18 protein-coding genes are annotated in these 18,937 nt (G+C 70.0%); 8 read left to right on the forward strand and 10 right to left on the reverse strand.

What is annotated here, in order from left to right; genetic code table 11:
- A partial coding sequence (locus tag ACH4XV_RS18850; RefSeq protein WP_395791129.1) for a transposase occupies positions 1 to 349 on the reverse strand: 349 nt, incomplete at its 3' end.
- A 333-nt stretch (positions 350 to 682) separates the two neighbouring features.
- Between ACH4XV_RS18850 and ACH4XV_RS18855 the strand changes: the two genes are divergently transcribed.
- Positions 683 to 955 carry a hypothetical protein gene (locus ACH4XV_RS18855; protein WP_395791980.1) on the forward strand — a complete coding sequence of 91 codons (273 nt, stop codon included), beginning with the start codon at positions 683 to 685 and terminating at the stop codon, positions 953 to 955.
- Between the two features lie 92 nt (positions 956 to 1,047).
- Positions 1,048 to 2,685 carry a BCCT family transporter gene (locus ACH4XV_RS18860; protein WP_395791131.1) on the forward strand — a complete coding sequence of 546 codons (1,638 nt, stop codon included), beginning with the start codon at positions 1,048 to 1,050 and terminating at the stop codon, positions 2,683 to 2,685.
- Between the two features lie 198 nt (positions 2,686 to 2,883).
- Here ACH4XV_RS18860 and ACH4XV_RS18865 read toward each other — a convergent pair whose 3' ends face one another.
- Positions 2,884 to 3,384 carry a hypothetical protein gene (locus ACH4XV_RS18865; protein WP_395791133.1) on the reverse strand — a complete coding sequence of 167 codons (501 nt, stop codon included), beginning with the start codon at positions 3,382 to 3,384 and terminating at the stop codon, positions 2,884 to 2,886.
- Positions 3,385 to 3,586: 202 nt separating this feature from the next.
- Between ACH4XV_RS18865 and ACH4XV_RS18870 the strand changes: the two genes are divergently transcribed.
- The gene (locus ACH4XV_RS18870; RefSeq protein WP_395791135.1) at positions 3,587 to 3,964 is read left to right on the forward strand and encodes a peptidase inhibitor family I36 protein; all 378 of its coding nucleotides are present in this window, start codon (positions 3,587 to 3,589) and stop codon (positions 3,962 to 3,964) included.
- A gap of 19 nt (positions 3,965 to 3,983) precedes the next feature.
- Here the strand turns inward: ACH4XV_RS18870 and ACH4XV_RS18875 are convergent, their stop codons facing one another.
- Both ACH4XV_RS18875 and ACH4XV_RS18880 read right to left on the reverse strand, forming a co-directional pair.
- Positions 3,984 to 4,349 carry a hypothetical protein gene (locus ACH4XV_RS18875; protein ID WP_395791137.1) on the reverse strand — a complete coding sequence of 122 codons (366 nt, stop codon included), beginning with the start codon at positions 4,347 to 4,349 and terminating at the stop codon, positions 3,984 to 3,986.
- A gap of 901 nt (positions 4,350 to 5,250) precedes the next feature.
- Positions 5,251 to 5,772: a hypothetical protein gene (locus ACH4XV_RS18880; RefSeq protein WP_395791139.1), complete on the reverse strand. Its 522-nt coding sequence runs from the start codon at positions 5,770 to 5,772 to the stop codon at positions 5,251 to 5,253.
- Positions 5,773 to 5,841: 69 nt separating this feature from the next.
- Here ACH4XV_RS18880 and ACH4XV_RS18885 point away from each other — a divergent pair, with 69 nt between their 5' ends.
- On the forward strand, positions 5,842 to 6,381 hold the full coding sequence (locus ACH4XV_RS18885) for a hypothetical protein (RefSeq protein WP_395791141.1): 540 nt from the start codon (positions 5,842 to 5,844) through the stop codon (positions 6,379 to 6,381).
- Here ACH4XV_RS18885 and ACH4XV_RS18890 read toward each other — a convergent pair.
- Positions 6,343 to 7,905 (reverse strand): MDR family MFS transporter, encoded by a 1,563-nt coding sequence (locus tag ACH4XV_RS18890; RefSeq protein ID WP_395791143.1) that lies wholly within the window; start codon positions 7,903 to 7,905, stop codon positions 6,343 to 6,345. The two genes, ACH4XV_RS18885 and ACH4XV_RS18890, sit on opposite strands and share 39 nt — an antisense overlap.
- Positions 7,906 to 7,988: 83 nt before the next feature.
- Positions 7,989 to 8,483: a hypothetical protein gene (locus ACH4XV_RS18895; protein ID WP_380042770.1), complete on the reverse strand. Its 495-nt coding sequence runs from the start codon at positions 8,481 to 8,483 to the stop codon at positions 7,989 to 7,991.
- A gap of 242 nt (positions 8,484 to 8,725) precedes the next feature.
- Here ACH4XV_RS18895 and ACH4XV_RS18900 point away from each other — a divergent pair, with 242 nt between their 5' ends.
- The 3 genes from ACH4XV_RS18900 (at position 8,726) to ACH4XV_RS18910 (ending at position 12,817) form a co-directional block, all read left to right on the forward strand.
- A complete protein-coding gene (locus ACH4XV_RS18900; protein WP_078974902.1) occupies positions 8,726 to 9,148 on the forward strand; it encodes an ATP-binding protein in 423 nt (140 codons plus the stop codon).
- A 764-nt stretch (positions 9,149 to 9,912) separates the two neighbouring features.
- The gene (locus ACH4XV_RS18905) at positions 9,913 to 11,838 is read left to right on the forward strand and encodes an IucA/IucC family protein (RefSeq protein ID WP_395791145.1); all 1,926 of its coding nucleotides are present in this window, start codon (positions 9,913 to 9,915) and stop codon (positions 11,836 to 11,838) included.
- A 34-nt stretch (positions 11,839 to 11,872) separates the two neighbouring features.
- Positions 11,873 to 12,817, forward strand: a complete 945-nt coding sequence (locus ACH4XV_RS18910; RefSeq protein WP_395791147.1) for a hypothetical protein — start codon at positions 11,873 to 11,875, stop codon at positions 12,815 to 12,817.
- Positions 12,818 to 12,954: 137 nt separating this feature from the next.
- Here ACH4XV_RS18910 and ACH4XV_RS18915 read toward each other — a convergent pair whose 3' ends face one another.
- The gene (locus ACH4XV_RS18915) at positions 12,955 to 14,160 is read right to left on the reverse strand and encodes a DUF4073 domain-containing protein (protein WP_395791149.1); all 1,206 of its coding nucleotides are present in this window, start codon (positions 14,158 to 14,160) and stop codon (positions 12,955 to 12,957) included.
- 340 nt (positions 14,161 to 14,500) lie between these two features.
- Here ACH4XV_RS18915 and ACH4XV_RS18920 point away from each other — a divergent pair, with 340 nt between their 5' ends.
- Positions 14,501 to 15,286, forward strand: a complete 786-nt coding sequence (locus tag ACH4XV_RS18920) for a hypothetical protein (protein WP_395791151.1) — start codon at positions 14,501 to 14,503, stop codon at positions 15,284 to 15,286.
- 38 nt (positions 15,287 to 15,324) lie between these two features.
- On the opposite strand, the gene ACH4XV_RS18925 is transcribed toward ACH4XV_RS18920, so the two are convergent.
- From ACH4XV_RS18925 to ACH4XV_RS18935, 3 genes are all read right to left on the reverse strand, one after another.
- Positions 15,325 to 15,879, reverse strand: a complete 555-nt coding sequence (locus tag ACH4XV_RS18925; protein WP_395791153.1) for a methylated-DNA--[protein]-cysteine S-methyltransferase — start codon at positions 15,877 to 15,879, stop codon at positions 15,325 to 15,327.
- Complete coding sequence (locus ACH4XV_RS18930; RefSeq protein ID WP_395791982.1) at positions 15,876 to 17,336, reverse strand: AlkA N-terminal domain-containing protein; 1,461 nt, start codon at positions 17,334 to 17,336, stop codon at positions 15,876 to 15,878. The genes ACH4XV_RS18925 and ACH4XV_RS18930 overlap by 4 nt, the downstream gene beginning before the upstream one ends.
- An 87-nt stretch (positions 17,337 to 17,423) precedes the next feature.
- The gene (locus ACH4XV_RS18935; protein WP_395791155.1) at positions 17,424 to 18,794 is read right to left on the reverse strand and encodes a DUF2252 domain-containing protein; all 1,371 of its coding nucleotides are present in this window, start codon (positions 18,792 to 18,794) and stop codon (positions 17,424 to 17,426) included.
- Positions 18,795 to 18,937: the final 143 nt, after the last annotated feature.

Raw genomic sequence — 18,937 nt, forward strand, 5'->3', positions numbered from 1 at the left:
GGAGCGCGGGGTCCAGGGCCATCCCGGCCGCGTGGTGGTGCGCGCGTGCGGTGGTCGAGTCGACGCCGACCAGGCCCAGGTCCACGTCGCCGCGGGCCGCGGCCTCCGCGATCATCGCGTCCATGACGGACTGGAAGATTCCCGTGCGGGCCCACATCCGGAACCGGTCGTAGATCGTCGACCAGGAGCCGTAGCGATCCGGGACGTCCCGCCACGGGCTGTTGGTCCTGAACCGCCACATCACCGCGTTGAAGTAGCTCCGCAGGTCAGGGATCGGTCCGGACACCCCCAGTGGCAGGTGCGGCTCGACCAACTCCCATTCGCCATCCGACAGATCACCCCGGGTCATGCCGTCCGGTCTACCGCATTTCCCCGGACGCCGAGGCCGGAATGACCCGATCGTGATCCGAACTCAGAACAGGCCCTAAGCGCGGGGGTCGGGGTGTGCGCCTGCGAGCGCGTGGGGGTGGATGCCGTTGTCGATGGGCGCGGAACCCGCGACCGACATCCGACCGCAGCCACCAGCGCATCTTCCACAGCCCCTCCCGCACGCGCAGGCCCGCCTGCGGGCGCCGGCGGCTGCCTCGGAGCCCGCCTCGGCGACACCCCTCATGTGGGTGAGGACGCGGTCGAGGCCGCGCGCGCCGGCGCGCCTGTGTCCGCAGGCGCAGGCGCAGATTCGGTGAGATCGACGGACGCGGTCGCAGGGTGCGGACGGCGCTCGCGACGGATGCTCGTCGCGATCGAGACGGATCGCAGCACGGTCTACCTCGCGACGCCATCCGCGCGCGAGCGCGAGTGGCTGCGGACAGCCCGCCTGGAGCGGCGTGGTTGGGCTGTGTACCGCCTCTGGAGCGGGGACTGGATTCGCGACCCGGACAAGCAGGTTCGCAACATCGTGGCGCTTCACCGGTCGACGGCGGAGGCCGTGCGGATGGCTGCGACAAAGGAGTGACACCGGCGTTCGACCCGGCGCGTCCCCCTCCTCCCGATTCGTGAGCCCGCACGATGTGATGCGAGGCATACGCGGACGAAAAGGATGACTCAGTGAGCGGATCGAGCCGGGACGCCGCAGCCGCGCCGCGCGTGGACCCGGTCGTCGCGGGCATCGGCTTCGCCGCTGTTCTCGCCGTCGTCCTCTGGGGCGTCTTCGCGAAGGGTTCTCTCGATACGGCGGCATCGACCGGCCTCGACTGGACGATCCGCAATTTCGGTTGGTTGTTCGTCGTCGCCGCCGACCTCTTCCTGGTGCTCGCGGTGTTTATCGCCCTGTCGAAGTACGGCCGGATCCGCCTGGGCCGAGACGACGACGAACCGGAGTTCGGCACGGGAGCCTGGGTCGCGATGATGTTCAGCGCGGGCATGGGCATCGGGCTGATGTTCTACGCGGTGGCCGAGCCCATCCAGCACTTCACCACGCCGCCACCGGCCTCGGGAGCGGTTCCGGAGACCCCGGGCGCGGCCGGGGCGGCGCTCGAATGGACTTTGTTCCACTGGACGTTGCACCCGTGGGCCATCTACGCGATCGCCGGCCTCTCCCTCGCGTACGCGACCTTCCGGCGTGGTAGGGGAAATCGGGTCAGCGCGGCGTTCGTACCGCTCCTGGGCCGGCACGCGGACGGTGCGGCGGGCCGGGCGATCGACCTGCTCGCCATCTTCGCGACCGTGTTCGGCTCGGCCACGAGCCTCGGTCTCGGTGCCCTTCAGGTGGGCAAGGGCCTCGACCTCACCACCGACATCGAGGACACCTCCACACTGCACGTGGTGATCATCGTGGCCCTGACTGCCGCGTTCGTGGTGTCCGCGTTCAGTGGGATCCATCGCGGCGTCAAGTGGCTCAGTACCGCGAACGTGCTGCTCGCGCTGATGCTCATGTTGTTCGTCTTCGTGGTCGGCCCGACGGTGTACGTCCTCGGCGTGTTGCCGGCCTCGGTCGGCAGCTACCTCAACGACCTGCTGACCACGGCGACCCGCACCGGAACCTTCGGCGGCGACGCGTGGATGGGCTCCTGGACGATTTTCTACTGGGCATGGTGGCTTTCCTGGGCCCCCTTCGTAGGGACGTTCATCGCACGCATCTCGCGCGGCCGGACCGTCCGCCAGTTCGTGATCGGCGTACTACTCGTACCCAGCGGGGCAAGCACCGTCTGGTTCGCGGTGATGGGCGGGACCGCGCTGCGGATGCAACAGACCGGCACGGCCGACTTGGTGGCCAAGGTCGCCGAGGGGCCCGAATCGGGGCTGTTCGCGATGCTGGACGCACTGCCCCTGTACGGCGTCACCGCGACCGTGACGATGGTCCTGGTCGGGCTGTACTTCGTCACCGGGGCCGACTCGGCGTCGCTGGTGCTCGGTTCGCTGACCAGCCGGGGCTCGCTCAGGCCGGGCCGTCTGCTGGTGGTCGTATGGGGCACCCTGATCGGCGCGGTCGCGGCCGTACTCCTGGTCGCGGGCGGGCTCAAGTCCCTCCAGCAGGCGACCATTCTGGTCGCGTTGCCGTTCGTGTTGGTGATGATGGCGTTGTGTGTCGCGCTGTTGAAGGACCTGAACAGCGATCCGATGGTCGCCGCGGGTCCGCGACGGATGCGGGCGCGCGGTCTGTCGGACGCGGTACGCACGGCGGTGGGCGCCGAAGACGACGGTGTCGAGGCGGAGGCATTCCATCGACACCACGGCGGGATCTGAGCGCGCCCGATCCGACTTGAGGGCGGGGCCGTGGCGGGCACGCGGGCACCGTCCGCCGAGACGTGGATCCGCTCGCGGTGATTCGCCGCTGGTGCCGACCGCCGCCGAACCGGCGGCGGTCGAACGGCGGATGACCACACGATCGGGGGTCGGTCGCGGCGACCGAGCGGCCGACCTCCGATCGGTGCCGGATGTCGATCAGCGCTGGACGTCGATCACGATGCGGCTCGGGTTGGTCAGAACGGACGTGACCACCTGGTGCACATTGCTCTTGTAGCCGATGCCGACCTTGAGCTTGCCTTCGAAGTCGCAGGTGATCGCGTATCCGGTGAGCGAGGGCAGGTTGGTCGTCACCTGGCGTGGGCCCGTATAGGTGGGGTTGCCGTTGTCGTCGTGGGCGGCGCTCGCGATGTCCAACTCGAGGTATTCGGCGCTGTTGGGAAAGCTGATCGGCTTCCCGCTCGCGCACTGGTAGAGCTCGCTGCTCGTGGTGCTCCCGTAGGCGGGCACGCCGGCGGAGAAATCGAGGACCACGCGGTCGTAGGTGGCGTGTTCCCCGGCGCGGATGTTGGTGAGGTAGGTGGCGCCGGCGGCCTGCGCCGTTCCGGACAACACGGTCGTCGCGGCGATGCCGACGACGGCGGCGACACCCAGCGCGGAGCGGACGAGATGGCGACGAGGGACGGACACAACAGCCATGACAGCCTCCCAGTAAAGCCGATACCTACACTGACGAAACGTTTCGCACCTCGGTTCCCGGATGCGGGATATTGATATTCAGTGCACTCTTTAGAGCTAATTCACCGCCATTCGCGTGCGTTCTCCCCCTCCACGAGCGACCGTGGAAGCACGTCGGAACCGGGGCACGGATTCGACGAACGGGGAACATCCCATGAACCGCATGCGACGTCGTTTCGTCTGCGCGCTGGCCTTGACCACGAGCCTGTTGACCGCGATGGGAGCGCCCGGAGCATCCGCCGACACCGCTTCCGTGTCCGAGTGTGCGCCCGGGCAGGTGTGCTTCTGGCCCTCTCCGGGCTTTGCGGGCGCACCGATGGCGAGCTTCGAGTTGGCCGATTCCAACGTGGAGCAGTGCGTCTCCCTCCCCGAGGGGGTCGACGCGCGGTCCTTCGCGAACCGCATGGATCGCTACGTGACGATGTATCAGAGCCGGGAATGCGCCACGGAAGGCGACTTCAGCACCTATCCGGGTGAGGGCGTCTTCGTCCCCGATGTGCCGTTCACGGTACGGGCGTTCGAGATCTGGGAGAAGCCGTGAGCGCGGTCGGGACCGCCGGTCACCCCCGGGTGCCCGAGTAGCTCGAGAAGTCGAAGGACGCGGCGATCCGATCGACCGTCGCGTCCAACCTCGGCGGCATCGCGAAAGTCTCGATCGAGAGCTTCGTGACCGGCAACCACCACACACGCGGGTGATAGGCGGAGCCGTTGTGGCAACCGGCCGTCCAGCGCCGGTAGTCGGCGGACTTGCCCCAGGCCGGGCGCAGACCTCGTTCCACGATCGTCGAGGACGTGGTCCAGGCGCTGCCGTGAGGGATGGTGTCCCGACGCCACCCGTCGCCCTGCCAGACCCACCCGGAGCCGGATTCGAGGTCCAGCGCCCGCCCCCATTCGTCACCGGGCGGGTCCGGCAAGCGGATCTCCATACCGTCCACCGCGCACCCGTCGTTGGGGCGACCCAGAAGCGCGGGTGGGCGGCAACACGCACACCACGTTCGGGCCGTCCGTCCCCTGCTCGACGGTCCAGCCCGCAGGCACGGCGAAGGTGATGCCCTGGAGGCTGTGCCGCGTCTCAACGCCACAGTTCGGCGGGGCCGCCGCGGCGCGGGTCCCGGCGGTCGGGGGCACGGCCGCGGCGATGGGAGCGGTACCGCCGGGGGTGCCGCCGCCCGATGACACGCGCCCTGCGGCGGAGGGCCGGGTCGAGGGGGCGTCCGTGGCCGGCGGGTCGGTCCGATGGGTGGCGGGGGAGTCGTCGTGGACAAGCCCGGGCACGGCCACCGCCGTGCTCACGGCCGGCCGGCAGGTCACGACGGCGGTCGCGATCGGACCCGCGCGACCACGCCTGCGGGGGTCGGCGCAGGGCACCGCCCAGGGTGAGGACGCGTAGGTCGGTGCGTGGCTCGACAGCGGTGCGGGGACGGCCGTGTCGTGCGGTGGGTGCGCGGGCAGCGAGTGGGTGGCCGACGGGCGCGAGTCGTCGGCAGGGGGAGCTGGATGGGGCGGGGCGGCGGCGGACGGGGGAGTCGGCGTGGGCGGGTCGGACGGTGCGGGAGCGGGCAAGGAGCCGGCAGGGGCTTGGTGGGCGGGAAGCATCGTGGTGACGGCTTCGGGGAGCCGTGTGTCCGGGGCCGAGTGCGCGTCCACGCCGAGTGCTTGGAGGTAGGTCAGTACCCGTGCGGCGGGTGGGCGGCCCTTGGGATCCTTGGCCAGATACGACTGGATCAGACCCCATAGACCCGCCCCATACCGCTCCCCCTGCGTCGATGGGTGACCCTGCTCCCGCGACGTCGATTCCCCGGCCGACCACCTGCCCGGCGACCGCCGTCAGCGCGGCACGTGTGTTACGAGGTCGAGCAGGTCCTGCCAGCGCATGACCGCCTGCGGGTCCTGAATGCGCAACGCGACGGCGGCGCGGGTGAGATGCTCCCGAGCCCGGCCGGGTGCGGACACGGGATCGTCGGCATACCCGGATTCGGCGTTGGATGCCGACTCCCGCTCTTCGGCGGCGGGTTCGGCGGTGTCCCACGCGGCGCGGAACACGGCCGCGATGGTGTCGGGCTCCAACCGACCATCGTTTTGCAACGATTCGCCGACTCGCCGAAACGCGGCGAGAAACGCGGCGGCCGACGGCTCCGGAGTCGCCGACAGCGCCTGGATCAGGTCTGCGGCATCGGCCGGCGTCGGGCAGGTCGGGACGCGTGGCCCGGCCACCCAGTACACCTGTTTGTGCGGCATTCCGGACTCGATCACCAACCGCCCGGCGATCGCGCCGACCCGGTCGGCGTAACCCCGGATTCGGAAACGTGCGCCATTGTCGTCCTGGCGCCACAGCTCCCACTCGTTCATACGACACAGTGTCCCTCGTACGAGTAATCGCAGGGTGCGGCAACGCGACCCTCCGCTCCAATTCATCGCATGACGACGATGAATGTGACGGCCGCCGAGCAGGCTCGGGACACCGACCGACTGCCCTCGCCGCATCCCGAGTTGGAGGCCGCGGTCGACGCGGCTCTCGAACGGTTGATGCGCGCCGGCTCCTCGTGCTCCACGTCCCCGCCGCCGCGCCGTAGCGCCTTCGAGGCCCGTGCGACCACCGAGCCGGAGGCATGGGCGCGTTGGTGGCTTCGGTTCGAACCGGCGCGGGAGCGGCACGACCTACCGGCCATACGCGGCATGATCCTGGGCCTGATGGCCGGCTACGGTCTGTCCCGGCTGATCGAGGGTGTGCCCGAACGCAGCCTTACCCGACGCGTGTGCGACGTGGTGGCGGTGCTGCATCGACTGAACGGGCGGGGCCGGCACGACCTGGTCCCGGACCTGGCCGGACTCGCGTTGCGCCGGCTGGAGACCGACGAGACGCTCGTCGCCAACCCCAACCACTGGGCCTGGGACGCGGCGGAGGATCTGCGCGATCTGTCAGCCGGCCTCGGAGAGCTTGCGCTCGGTGTCCGCTGACGCGGCCGTCAGACGCTTCGGTCCTCGGCGCAGCGGAATTTCCCGCAGCAGCAGTGCCAGTACGAAGCCGAGCACCGCGATCGGGATCGCGGCCAGGAACACCGCGTCCAGAGCGTCCGCGAACCCGGTCAGTGTCGCCTCCCGTTGCCCCGCCGGCAACGCGTCGATCGCCTGCCGCGTCACGCCCATGCCGCTCTCGCCGGCCCCACCCGCGACGGCGCCGTCGGCGAGCCCGTGCGCGAACACCGCTCCGAGCACGGCCGCGCCCAGCGCCGAACCGATCGAGCGCGCGAACGAGTTGAGGCCGGTGGCCACGCCGATGTCGGCCTGGTCGACCGAGTTCTGCACCGCGAGTGTGGTGACCGGTCCGATCGTGCCGAGGCCGAATCCCAGCACCATCAGTCCGATCAGCAGATGCCGGTACGGGCTGTCGGTGCCGAGCAGTGACAACACCGCGAGCCCGGCCGCGGCGAGCAGGGTGCCGATCAGGGGAAAACGCTTGTACTTGCCGATCCGCGAGATCAACCGACCCGTCAGTGTCGAACAGACCATCATCGAGAGCATCATCGGCGCGAGCAGCAGCCCCGACTCGGTCGGCCCGTGACCGCGCACGATCTGCTGGTAGATCGGCAGGAAGGTGCTCATCCCGATGGTCAGGCACCCGGTGACCATGGTCAGGGGGCACGCGACGCGCACGATCGTATTGCGCGAGAGCAGCCGCAGAGGGATCAACGGATCGGCCGCGCGCCGCTCGACCAGGACGAACGCCGCGAGCATGGCGACCGCCGTGCCGGCCAGGGCCAGGCTTGGCGCGGAGATCCAGGCGTACTGCGTTCCGCCCCAACTGGTGAACAGGATCAGGGCGCTGGTCCCGCAGGTGAGCAGAGCGAGCCCGCAACGGTCGAACGGACGCTTGGTATACGCCTTGCGCGGCAGCCTGAGCACCACCGACGTGACCATCAGAGCCACCGCGCCCAGTGGGATGTTCACATAGAACACCCACCGCCACGACAGTGCCTCGGTGAAGAAGCCGCCGATCAGGGGCCCACACACGGTCGAGAAGGCGACCGTAGACGCGATGAACCCCTGGTAGCGACCGCGCTCCGCAGGTGGCACCAGATCGCCGATGATGGCCTGCGCGTTGCTCATGAGCCCGCCGGCGCCGAGCCCCTGGATCACCCGGAAGGCGATCAGAGTCCCCATCGACTGGGCGATTCCGCACAACATCGAGCCCGCGAGGAAGACCACGATGGCGAACTGGAAGAGCCGCTTGCGACCGTGTACGTCACCGAGCTTGCCGTACAGCGGAATCGAGACGGCGGTGGCGAGGGTGTACGCGGTGGTCACCCACGCCAGATGTTCGAGCCCGCCGAGGTCGGCGACTATCGTCGGCATCGCCGTCGAAACGATGGTCGCGTCGAGCGATGCCAGCATGACGCCGAGCATCAACCCGCAAAAGACCAGCAAGATCTGGCGATGCGTCAGAGTGGGTGGGGCGGCGGTACCCGCCCCCGAATCCTTCACATCGCTAAAAGCTAGGCTGGGTAATGAACCATGTCAATGATCATCCCCGGTCCGGGCCTGCGATGTGCCTCGATGCGGCCCGCCTACGCGGCACCGCTGCGCAGCAGCGCCACCACCCCGTCGACGCCCTCGCTGCGCAGTCGCTCCACCACGCGTACGCCCTCGAGGCGGGTCTTCATGTCCTGCGGGGTCAGGCCTCGCTCCAGGCACGCGGCCGCGAGCTTGTACTCGGTGGGCAGGATGCCGGCGGTCAGCCAGGCCAACACCTGGGCCGCCGTCAGGTCCAGCTGGGTCCAACTCGTCGCCATCGCGTGGCGTTGCTCGGGGGTGGTCCGAGGGTCGATCTGCTTGATCACCCGACCGATGTCGAGTACGCGCGTAGCGTCCCGATTGGGAGCCGCTGTGGGCGCCGGCGCCGGGATGACCGCGCGCGGCACCGACTGCGCCTGACGGCGCTGCTGCGGCGGCTGGTGTTGTCGATTGGACCGGGTCGGCGTTTCCGAACTGCGCCGACGAGGCCGCCGACCGTCGAGGAGATTGGCCAGCATGGCCTGTTCGACGGCATCGAGATCTTCCACCACAGGTAGTCACCCTTCTGGAATCCGCACCGTGCACAATCCGGTCATTCGCGAAGGAATGCCGTTGTTCGGCGCTCACAATCACACGCCGGGAGGGACGTGGACTGCGATGGTCTTGCCCATGTCGACCTTCGCTCACACACGCGACCGATCATCGAATCGTAGCGATATGACGAATCGTCAACCGTGCGCCCGCAAGCGCGCCGGTCAGTACGCTGAGGCGCGGTGCCGAAAGGGGTGACATGGGAACGGGATACGAGCGATCCTGCTGGTTCACCCTGCCCGCCCAACCCGCCTCCGTCGCACAGGCCCGGCGTGCCCTCGCCGACCATTTGACCTACTGGGGACTGCCCTACGGGCACGACCTGGGCTACGCCCTCAAGTTGGTCGCCTCCGAACTGATCACCAATTCCGTCGAACACGCGGCCGTACTGTCGCCGGAGGTCTCGGTGACGTGCACCGTGCACGACGGCTGGCTGTGGCTGGGTGTTCGCGATCGCCATCCCTACCGTCCGGTCGCCCTGTTGGAAACGGTCGACGACACGTCGGGCCGCGGCCTGCTGATCGTCCGCAACATCGTCACCGAACTCGCCGGTCAAATTCACATCGAGGCCCACCCGGACGGCAAGACGCTGTGGGTGATTCTGCCGTGGCCGGTCGCCTGATCCCCTCGCGGCGGGTGCGGGCGCACCCCGTTCACGGAGGCCGCGTGCGGTCGAACTCGTCGTAAGGGCACGTGAGATCGGCAGAGTCGGACGGTGACGGAACCCCTGCGGGTGCGGGCTCCCGCGCGGACGCGCGGAATGGCCCGGGAGATTCCCTTCGCATGCGACCCTCGGCGCCTGCGGGACAAGGGCGTTCGTATCGTAACCGCATGACGGCGATGCGTGATGGTGATCGGCGGATCACGCGATCGTCGTAGGGATATCCTCCACAAGTGCCCCGAGCCGTCCCGAAGTGGTGCAAGCTCCTTGTGGAAGTGAGGGGTGCGCCACGTGGTTTCCCCTCGTCCGTCCCGATCGCCACGCCGGCGGATGGGTGGATCCGCCCCCAGACCCGCCGGCATGTTCACGGGCCGGCGGGGGCGGACGGAAAACCGGCTCGGAGCCGCCTGTTCCGGCCGTTGACGTCGCTCTTACCGGGAGGTTCGTATCGTGCGGAGGAGTCCTCCGGACCGCTCGGTGACGACGTTTCGGGTAGCGGTTCGCATCCGCCGTCGATGCCGTGCCCACCGGTGTCGCGGATCATGACGAGGGGCCGCCATCGCGCAAAGCCCGCACACGCGGCCCCGTTGCGGGACATGATTCTGATAACCGACGGATTGCCGTACGGTGAACGTCCCTCGGAGCGGTGGCGAATGGACCGCGTCCACGATCCGAACCGTAGTCCGACCCACGGCCGTGCAGACCAGGGGAGGTACGTACCGCACATGTCGACATCCGCGGAGGCGCTTCCGGAGCCGGCGCGACCGGGCAGCCCTCGAAAGCCCATCCCGGGGCCCGCCGGCGACGAATCCTCGCCGGCGCGTGACCATCCGGCCCACGTCGAACCCGAACACCCGCGCACCGGCGCGGTACTCGGCGCCGCGCGGCACTCCGGCCCCGGTGACCGGGTCTCGACCGATTCGCTGCTCGATCCGCTGCTCGATCCCGTGCCGGCGCGCGCCGCCGATCACGCGGCCATCGAAAATCTGCTGCGCTGCCGCATCCGCGAGAGCGGAACGGTGGTACCGGCGGACGGCCCGTTACGGCTTCCGTTGCCCGCGACCGCCAGCACCGTCGTCGCGCCGATCCTGTATCGATCCGAGACCGGCATGCACCGATTCGGCCCGGTCCGACTGAGCAGCGGCGTCGCACTGGACGCCACCACGCTCGCGGTCCTGCTCGCGATCGAGGCCGCGCACGGTCGCGTCGGCTCGATCACCGCGATCGCCGACATGACGGATCGGGTCATCGACTCGACCCGGCGGATCGCACACCACCTCTCCGAGCGTCGCAAGTCGCCCGAGGACGTTGCCGGGAACACACCGTTCCTGAGCACCGAGCAGTCGATCGTGCTCGGTCACCCGATGCACCCCTCGCCGGCATCCCGGCAGGGCATGTACGGACCCTCCTCGCCGCGCTACTCGCCGGAGCTCCGTGGCTCCTTCCCGTTGCACTGGTTCGCCGTCGACCCCTCGGTCGCGGTTCACGACGGCGACCTGGGGCGGCCTGTGCCGGTCGTCCTCGCCGGCCTCGCCGAGGGCGACGTGAACCTGCCTCCGGGCATGGTCGCGTTGCCGGCGCACCCGTGGCAGGCCCGGGACGTGCTCGCCCGCCCGGGTGTCGCGGCCCTCCTGGATCGCGGCCTGCTGCGCGACCTGGGACCCGGCGGTCCCGCCTGGTCGGCGACATCCTCGCTGCGCACGGTCTACCGCTCCGGCGCGCCCGTGATGCTCAAGACCTCGCTCGGTGTCGAGATCACCAATTCCCGGCGCGAGAACCACCGCAGTGAACTGCGCCGCGGTCTCGCGGTGCACCGGATGCTCGATGCCGGCCTCAAGCGGGTCATGCATTCCGCCCATCCCGGCTTCGACGTGCTGCGCGACCTGGGCTGGATCGCCGTTGACATCCCGGGTGGGCGTGGCGAGTCGGGGCTCGAACTCGTGGTGCGGGACAACCCGTTCGGCGCGCGCGATCGGGTGCACTGCATCGCGGGCCTGTCCGCTCCGCGCCCGGATCTGGCGCGGAGCAGGTCGATGCTCGCCGACGTGCTGTACACGCTCGCCGCGCGCACCGCGACACCGCTGCGGGAGACCGCGGAGTCGTGGTTTCGGCGCTATCTGGACGTGTTGGTCGCGCCGATCCTGTGGCTGCACGGTGAATACGGTCTGGGCCTGGAGGCTCATCAGCAGAACACGATGGTCGTGCTGGACACCGACGGCCGTCCCATCGGCGGTCGTTATCGGGGCAACCAGGGTTACTACTTCTCCGCCGAACGGGGCGCCCGTCTGGCGCGATGGCTCCCGGGCGCGGGTCGGGATCTGGGCACGTGGTGTCCCGATCATGTGATCGACGAACGTCTCGGCTACTACCTGGCGATCAACAACGTGCTCGGTCTGGTGGGCGCGATGGGTGCGCAAGGACTGGCGGACGAACAGGCGTTGATCGCGATCTTCCGTGACCGACTGGTGCGCACCCGCACCGATCACCCCGCCGGACGCCCGCTGGTGGACCGCCTCCTCGACGGTGCCACACTGCGGTGCAAAGCCAACCTGCTCACCCGCGTCGCGGGTCTCGACGAACTCGAAGTCCCGTTGGAGACCCAGTCCGTCTACGTCGACATCCCCAACCCGATCGCGGACGTACGCGGCTGAGAGGTTCTCGTACCACCACAGAGGAGACGGCACGGTGCGCGCGAACGTCACGGTCCTGGCGCTGCACCGGCACGAAGGCGAACCACTCGAGTACGAGGACGCCGTCTGGATAGGTGACGGCGCCGGTCGGGGGTTTTTGACCCCGGCCGGGCCCGCCTGCAGAAGAGCCCGGGTGGACCGACCCGGCGCCCTGCGCGTCGCGCTCGCGGACGGCGCCGCGGAGAGCCTGCTCGCACGGCGCTGGGCCGAACTCCTGGTCCGCGCCTGCGGGGCGGCGCCCACACCGCTGCTGTGCGGAGGTACGGGCTTCGCGGACGTGTTGGCGCGGGCGGCGGACCGATGGCCCAACCTGACCAGGCGCTACCTGGTCGAGCGGGACCGGCGCGGGATGCCGGTACAGCCGTACGAACTCCGCAAGTTGACCCGCGGGGCACACGCGTCCGCAGTCCTCGCCGCACACCTCGCACCGCACCCGTGGCTGTCGGGACGGGGCCAGTGGGCCGCGGCGGTGCTCGGTGACGCGTACCTCTTCCAGGTCCGTGGCGACCGGCTCTGGCGCGTGTTCCCGACCTCTCGGCGGATGGATGTCGCGACCAGCAACGGCGCGGATCCCGCGGCGGTCGCCCGACGGGTGCGGTGCGCGCGGGGCACCTGGACCGACCGCGACCTGCTCTACGTCGCCAACGACACGGCGGGCGCGTGGTTCCTGCGCACGGCGCTGGCGGGCGGCCGGCCGTGGGAGGAACTGCGGGAACCGGCGGCAAGCGGCCCGTCGGAACTCGCCCGATGGGTGGCCGCGCGCCGGCGGGCGGGTGTGCTCGCCGACGGCGACCTCACCCTCGTGCGAGTCGATCCCACGATCGGGCCGCCTCCGCTGCCGGAGACCTCGACCTCCGACACGGAGCCGGCGCTCGCGGCGGATGTCCTGCCCGCGCCGCCCGGCTCGACAACGGCCGGACCTCGTGCCGGGGCCCGGTAGCGCTCGCGTGCGCTCGCCCCGACGCGCAGAGCACGTGGCCCGCGCCGCCGTCGCGCCGCTGTCCGCGGATTCGGCGGCACGGATGGGGGGTGGGACCGCGGCTCGGTCCCACCCCCCATCGGCTCGGTCGCAGCTGATCAGCAGGCGCCCTGGTCCTCCCACACGCCCCACGGGCCGGTCGTGCCCGGTGTCTCGCCGCGCGTCCACCACTTGGCGCGCCAGGTGCGGTTGTTCCACACCACGGTGTCGCCGTTGTTGTACGTCATCGACTCCGTCCACGGCTTGGCCGCCGCGCACTTGGTGTGGAGCTGGACGTTCAGCTCCTTGATCCACTGGCTGCGCCGGAAGTCGCGCGCCTTGATCGTCACCCGGTCGTTCGCGACCTCGACCTGAAGCCCGCTGTTCTCCAGCCCGTCCAGCGCGCTCTCGCCGCCGGAGCCGTTGTCGGTCCACTGGGTCTGCACGGCGCCGGTGTTGACGACCGTGAAGCCTTCGAGGTTGCCGGTCCCCGGCACGACCTTGCGCACGGCCCAGTCGGACAGGTTCAGATCCCAGTGCGTGTGGGACGTGAACAGCACGGCGTCCTTGTGGGCGCCCAGGATGTTCATGAGCCGGTCGGCCTGGAGGTAGTCCGACTTGTAGAGCTTGTTGCGCGTGCCCGACACCGTGTCCGGGAGGACGTGGTGCGAGAACACGAACGTGGGCTTGCCCTGCGCCTCCCAGTAGTTCATCCGCTGCTCGAGCCAGGTCAGCTGCTCCTCGCTGAACCACACCTCGTCCCACTTGGACGGGTCGCTGTACTTCATGTACTTCTCGGTGCCGAGGAACAACATCGGCACACCGTCGACGACGCGCTCGTAGTAGACCTTGTCGAGGCCGGTGAAGTCGTAGAAGTTCTGGAACAGCGACTGCTCGGTCGTGCCGTTCGGCCAGGTCTCCTGGCACAGCTTGTCCGGGTTGCAGTACTTGGGCACGTAGAACTCGTGGTTGCCGATCGTGAAGTACGTGTTCGCCGGGTGCGGGCGCGAGTTCAGGACCTGCTTCACCTGGTCGTACTCGGCCTTGTAGCCGCGCGGCGTGATGTCGCCGTTGACCACGAGCGCACGGCTGTCGGGGTTGACGACCTTCATCTGGTCGAGCGCCCGGCCGAAGTCCGCCAGGTCGCCCTGTACGTCGCTGACGACGTTGAAGGACACCTTGGCGGGCGTGGCGGGGGCCGCGCCCGCGGGGGCGGCTGCGCGGGGGGTGGGGCGGCTCTCGGCGTACGCGGCGCTCGCGCCCGCGGTGAGGGCGAGTGCGGCGCACACGGCGGCGATGCGCCGGTGCTTGCGGATGTCGGGCATGGCGATCCTCGGGACGGGAGGCAGCGGGGACGTGCCCATCACACCGGTTGGGGCCGGCCGTTCGGCGGCCCTCGATGATCATGAAGGTGTCGAACAGCTGAAGATCATCCGCGAATCCGGCAAAGCGTGCCTCAAGTTGTCCACAAGTGCCCGGTTGTCCACAGCTCCCCGTCGCCGGCAGCACACGGCAGGCCGCACGGACCAGGATCCGGGAATGCAAGAGGCCCTACGAGTCCTGCGGGAGCTGGCATGGCAGTACGACGGAGTGGTGACACGGGAGCGAGCGACATCCGCCGGAGTATCCGGACAGGTGTGGCGAAGGCTCGTGAACGCTGGGAAGGTGCGCGAGATCGCACGCGGCGTGGGGCACGTCGATGCCGATCGATGTGGGCTCTCCTCGCGCGGGTTGTTGCGCGCCGGGCTCGCGGCGTATGGAGAGCGGGCCGTCGCCGTATTGCACAGTGCGGCCCGTATGCACGGGATGCGTGGCGTGCCACACGAGGCATGTGTGCACGTGGCGACGCCCGACACCGCCTCGCGTCGTGGTGGGCCGGGGATCGTGGCGTATCGCCGCCGGCTGAGAACCGACGAGGTCGTGACGGTGGACGGCCTACCGGTGACGACGCCGGTGCGCACGCTCGCCGACCTCGTCCCGAGGTTGTCGCCCGAGGAAGGTCTCGCGGTGCTCGACTCGGCGCTGCACCTGGGGCTGGTGGAGGAGGCGGACCTCGCGGGGATCGAGCGGGCGTCGGCGGGCCGTCCCGGCGCGGGCCGGGTGCGACCGCTGCTCGCGATCGCGGACGGGCGAGCCGAGAGCCCGTTGGAGTCGCGGGTACGGCTCGACTGCGTGCGCGGCGGGGTCGCGCCGGACGAGTTGCAGCACGAGGTCGCCCTGCCCGGCGGCGGTCGGGCCCGGGTGGACCTCGCGTGGCTCACGGGCTTGCGGCCCGTTTTCGCGGAGGCGGACGGCATGGACGTGCACTCGCGACCCGACGCGCTGTTTCGCGATCGGGCCAGGGCCAACGAACTCGCCCTCGTGGGCGCCCTGGTGCTGCGTTTCACCTGGCACGACACGCTCCGCCGGGGACGGGTGGCCGCGCTCGTGCGGCGAGCGTTCCAGTCGTGAGTCCCGTAGCCGCGGTGGTGTCGTCGAAGGCGGCCTCGCTATCCCGTGACGCGGACGTTTTCCAGGGCCAACAGGCGTTGCTTGCGCGGCAGTCCGCCGGCGTAGCCGGTCAACGTGCCGTTCGCCCCGATCACCCGGTGGCACGGGATGATGATGCTGATCGGGTTGCGACCGTTGGCGAGCCCGACGGCTCGGGAGGCGGTCGGTTGGCCGAGGAACCTCGTCGCCAGGCCGCCGTAGGACATGGTATGCCCGAACGGGATGGTGGTCAGGGCCGACCAGACCTTGAGCTGGAAGGCCGTGCCGACCGGCGCCAACGGCAGGTCGAACTCGCGCAGTTCGCCGGCGAAGTAAGCGCTCAACTGCGCCTTCGTCTCACCGAACGCACCGGGATCGTGTACCCAGTCCGCTTGTGGCGTCGCACCCATGAACAGGGCGGTGAGCGAGTGGCCGTCGCCGATCATGAGCAGCTCGCCGACGGGGGAGTCCATCGTCGCGTATCGACGAGGGCCGTCGAGGGGGGTGTTGAACACGGCGGGCGGCACGTTGGGGTCGGGCGCTTCGACGGCCTCGAACAGGGCGTCCTGGTTCATGCGACTTCCTTCACCGAGACGGTGGACGTTGCGGACAGGCTCGCCCACAGGTGGTGCAGTGCGTACGAGCGCCACGGGGACCACGACTGCGCCGCCGAGATCGAGAGGTTCAAGCCCGCGAGCGCGTGCTTGACGCCCAGATCCGTCGGCAGGAACACGTCCGGATCGCCGAGTGCCCGCAGTCGAATGTACGACGCGGTCCAGGGGCCGATGCCCGGAAGGGCCAACAAAGCCGCCTCGGCGGACCGACGATCGACCCCCGGGTCGAGGCGAACGGCGCCGGACGCGAGCGCGCCGGTGAGTGCGAAGAGCGCCTTCTTGCGCGCGTTGGGCATCGGCAGATCGGCCGGATCCGCGTCCGCCAGCGCGGCGGCCGTCGGGAAGGCGTGAGTGAGCGTGCCCTGAGGTGCGGGCAGCGGCTTGCCGTACAGGGAGGTCAGCCGACCCGCGATCGTGCGCGCGCCCGCAACCGAGACCTGCTGGCCGAGCACCGCCCGCACGGCGAGTTCGTCGGGGTCCACGTGACCCGGCGAGCGCAGCCCGGGCGTGGCCCGCACCAGGGCGGCCAGAGCGCCGTCGGCGAGTTCGGCGTTGCCCAGTGCCTCGTCCACAGCGAGCGGGTCCGCGTCCAGGTCGAGCAAGCGGCGGCAGCGCTGCACGGCGGCGCCCAAATCGCGCAGATCGGCCAGGACCAGCCGGCACCACACCCAGGAGGGGCCGGGGGAGAGTTCGACCACTCCAGTGCCGTGCGGGAGCGACAGCACCCTGCGGTAGACGCCGTCCACGTACTCCTCTACGCCGGGCACCGCCCGCAGACCCAGGAAGTCCAGCGCGTGTTCGAGCGCGATCGGCTCCCGGTAGGGCAGGCGCAGCCGGATCTCGCCGGGCTCGACGCCTCGCGCGCCGGCGCGTCCGCGCACCTCCGTCGGAGTGCGCCCGAACACTTCGCGCACCGTGTCATTGAACTGGCGCACGCTCGCGAAGCCGGCCGCGAACGCCACCTGTGCGATCTGGAGATCGGAGGTCTCCAACAGGACCCTGGCCGTCTGCGCCCGCCGGGCCCGGGCCAGCGCGAGGGGACCCGCGCCGACCTCGGCCATCAGCAGGCGGTTGAGTTGGCGGTCGCTGTAGCCGAGGCGGCCCGCCAGGCCGCCCACGCCCTCGCGGTCCACGACGCCGTCCGCGATCAGGCGCATCGCCCGGCCGACCACGTCGGCACGCACGTCCCACTCCGGTGATCCCGGCGAGGTGTCCGGACGGCAGCGCTTGCACGCCCGGAAACCCGCTGCCTGCGCGGCCGCCGCGGAGGGGTAGAACCTCGCGTTCTCCCGCTTCGGCTTGACCGCGGGGCAACTCGGCCGGCAGTAGATGTCGGTGCTCGTGACCGCCATGTAGAACCAGCCGTCGAACCGACTGTCCCGGCTGCTGCACGCTCGGTAGCACTGCTCGTCGTCCATCACGTCGACCAGTGTCACCCGTTCCCGACCCGGGGGCCGGCGGGAATCGGACGCCGGCGTGGCGCCCCTCCGGGCCTCGAGACGGGACTACAGACCCCGGATCAGACCGTTGCGGAAGAGGTCCACGAAGATCGCGTGGTCGGCCCGGGCACGTGCGCCGTAGGCGTGTGCGAAGTCCACCAGCGCCGTGATGAAGCCGTCCTCGTCGCGCTCGATCGCCGTGCGGATGGCGTCCTCGGTCGAGAAGGGTACGAGCGTGTGACCACTCTCCTCGTCCGCGACGGCGTGCATCGTCGCGGTGGCGCGGCCCAGGTACACCACGACCTCCGTGATCGTGTCCACCTCGTTGAGGTCGGACCAGTCCAGGTCGTTCGCGTAGGGCGAGACCTCGGCGACCAGTTGCCCGACCCCGTCGATGTCGGTGTAGCCGAGCCACGGGTCCGCGTGCGCCTGCAGGGCACGCTGGGAGATGACCGTGCGGTGTCCCTCGTGCTCGAAGTAGGAGCGCACCTCGGGGTCGGTGACGTGATGGCTGACCGAAGGCGTCTGGCCCTGCTTCATGTACAGGATCACGTCGTTCTCCAGCGCCTCCGTGTTTCCCTCGATCAGCAGGTTGTACGAGGGCAGGCCGGCGCTGCCTATGCCGACTCCGCGCCGACCCACGACGTCCTTGACGTCGTACGTATCCGGCCGCTGCCGAGTCGCGGGGGGCAGCGTGTCGAGGTAGCGGCCGAACGCCTCCAGGACCGTCGCCTTGACGTCGTCCGGCAGCTCGAACGCGCCGCCCGACATGGCGAACCGCCGTTCGTGGTCGGCCACGACCGTCTCTGAGCGCAACAATCCGATGCGGGTCTGCAGGCGGGCCCGGCGCAGGACCTCCAGCAGCGGACCCTCGGTCGTCGCCAGGGTCAGCGCGCAGTCCTGTGGCGTGGTCTTGTCGGTCAGCAGGCGCAGCTGGTCGAGGTAGGCCGCGCCGTAGGCGGCGACCAGGGACGCGATGGTGTCGTCGCTCAGCGCCTTGCCGTGCCCGATCAGCGCGAGGCTGGCGGCGAACCGCTTGACGTCCCAGGTCCAGGGGCCGACGTAGGCCTCGTCGAAGTCGTTGACGTTGAACACGAGTTTGCCGTCCGCGTTCATGTACGTGCCGAAGTTCTCCGCGTGCAGGTCGCCGTGGATCCACACCCGCGAGGTGCGCTCGTCGAGGAAGGGATCCTCGCGGCCGTCCAAGTCGGCGTAGAACAGGCAGGCTGTGCCCCGGTAGAACGCGAACGCCGAGGCGGCCATCTTGCGGAACTTCACCCGGAACGCCGCCGGGTCGCCGTCGATCAGCGCGCCGAAGGCGCGGTCGAAGACCTGCAGGATGTGCCGGGCGCGCTCCTCGGCGTCCGTCGGGCCGTACTGCGCGTAGCCACCCTCGAACCCCACGCCGCCCAGACCGATACCTATGCCCCCGGTCATCGCGACCGCCTCTCTCGAGTATCCGCGGGGTCGGCAGGACCCCGCGTCAGGATCCCAGACGTGCGGCTGCGGGCGGCATCGAGCCCCCGAAGCGTGAGGGGGAGTCAGAGGCGCTCGGGGGCTCGACGTCCGGCGCCTGCCCG

The sequence above is a fragment of the Embleya sp. NPDC020630 genome, assembly GCF_044334985.1.
Taxonomy (GTDB): domain Bacteria; phylum Actinomycetota; class Actinomycetes; order Streptomycetales; family Streptomycetaceae; genus Embleya.

Coding starts and splice junctions, on each gene's coding strand:
- ACH4XV_RS18865 (WP_395791133.1), bottom strand. CDS start 3,384: ATGGCTGTTGTGTCCGTCCCTCGTCGCCATCTCGTCCGCTCCGCGCTG.
- ACH4XV_RS18870 (WP_395791135.1), top strand. CDS start 3,587: ATGCGACGTCGTTTCGTCTGCGCGCTGGCCTTGACCACGAGCCTGTTG.
- ACH4XV_RS18875 (WP_395791137.1), bottom strand. CDS start 4,349: ATGGAGATCCGCTTGCCGGACCCGCCCGGTGACGAATGGGGGCGGGCG.
- ACH4XV_RS18880 (WP_395791139.1), bottom strand. CDS start 5,772: ATGAACGAGTGGGAGCTGTGGCGCCAGGACGACAATGGCGCACGTTTC.
- ACH4XV_RS18885 (WP_395791141.1), top strand. CDS start 5,842: ATGACGACGATGAATGTGACGGCCGCCGAGCAGGCTCGGGACACCGAC.
- ACH4XV_RS18900 (WP_078974902.1), top strand. CDS start 8,726: ATGGGAACGGGATACGAGCGATCCTGCTGGTTCACCCTGCCCGCCCAA.
- ACH4XV_RS18905 (WP_395791145.1), top strand. CDS start 9,913: ATGTCGACATCCGCGGAGGCGCTTCCGGAGCCGGCGCGACCGGGCAGC.
- ACH4XV_RS18915 (WP_395791149.1), bottom strand. CDS start 14,160: ATGCCCGACATCCGCAAGCACCGGCGCATCGCCGCCGTGTGCGCCGCA.
- ACH4XV_RS18925 (WP_395791153.1), bottom strand. CDS start 15,879: ATGAACCAGGACGCCCTGTTCGAGGCCGTCGAAGCGCCCGACCCCAAC.
- ACH4XV_RS18930 (WP_395791982.1), bottom strand. CDS start 17,336: ATGGACGACGAGCAGTGCTACCGAGCGTGCAGCAGCCGGGACAGTCGG.
- ACH4XV_RS18935 (WP_395791155.1), bottom strand. CDS start 18,794: ATGACCGGGGGCATAGGTATCGGTCTGGGCGGCGTGGGGTTCGAGGGT.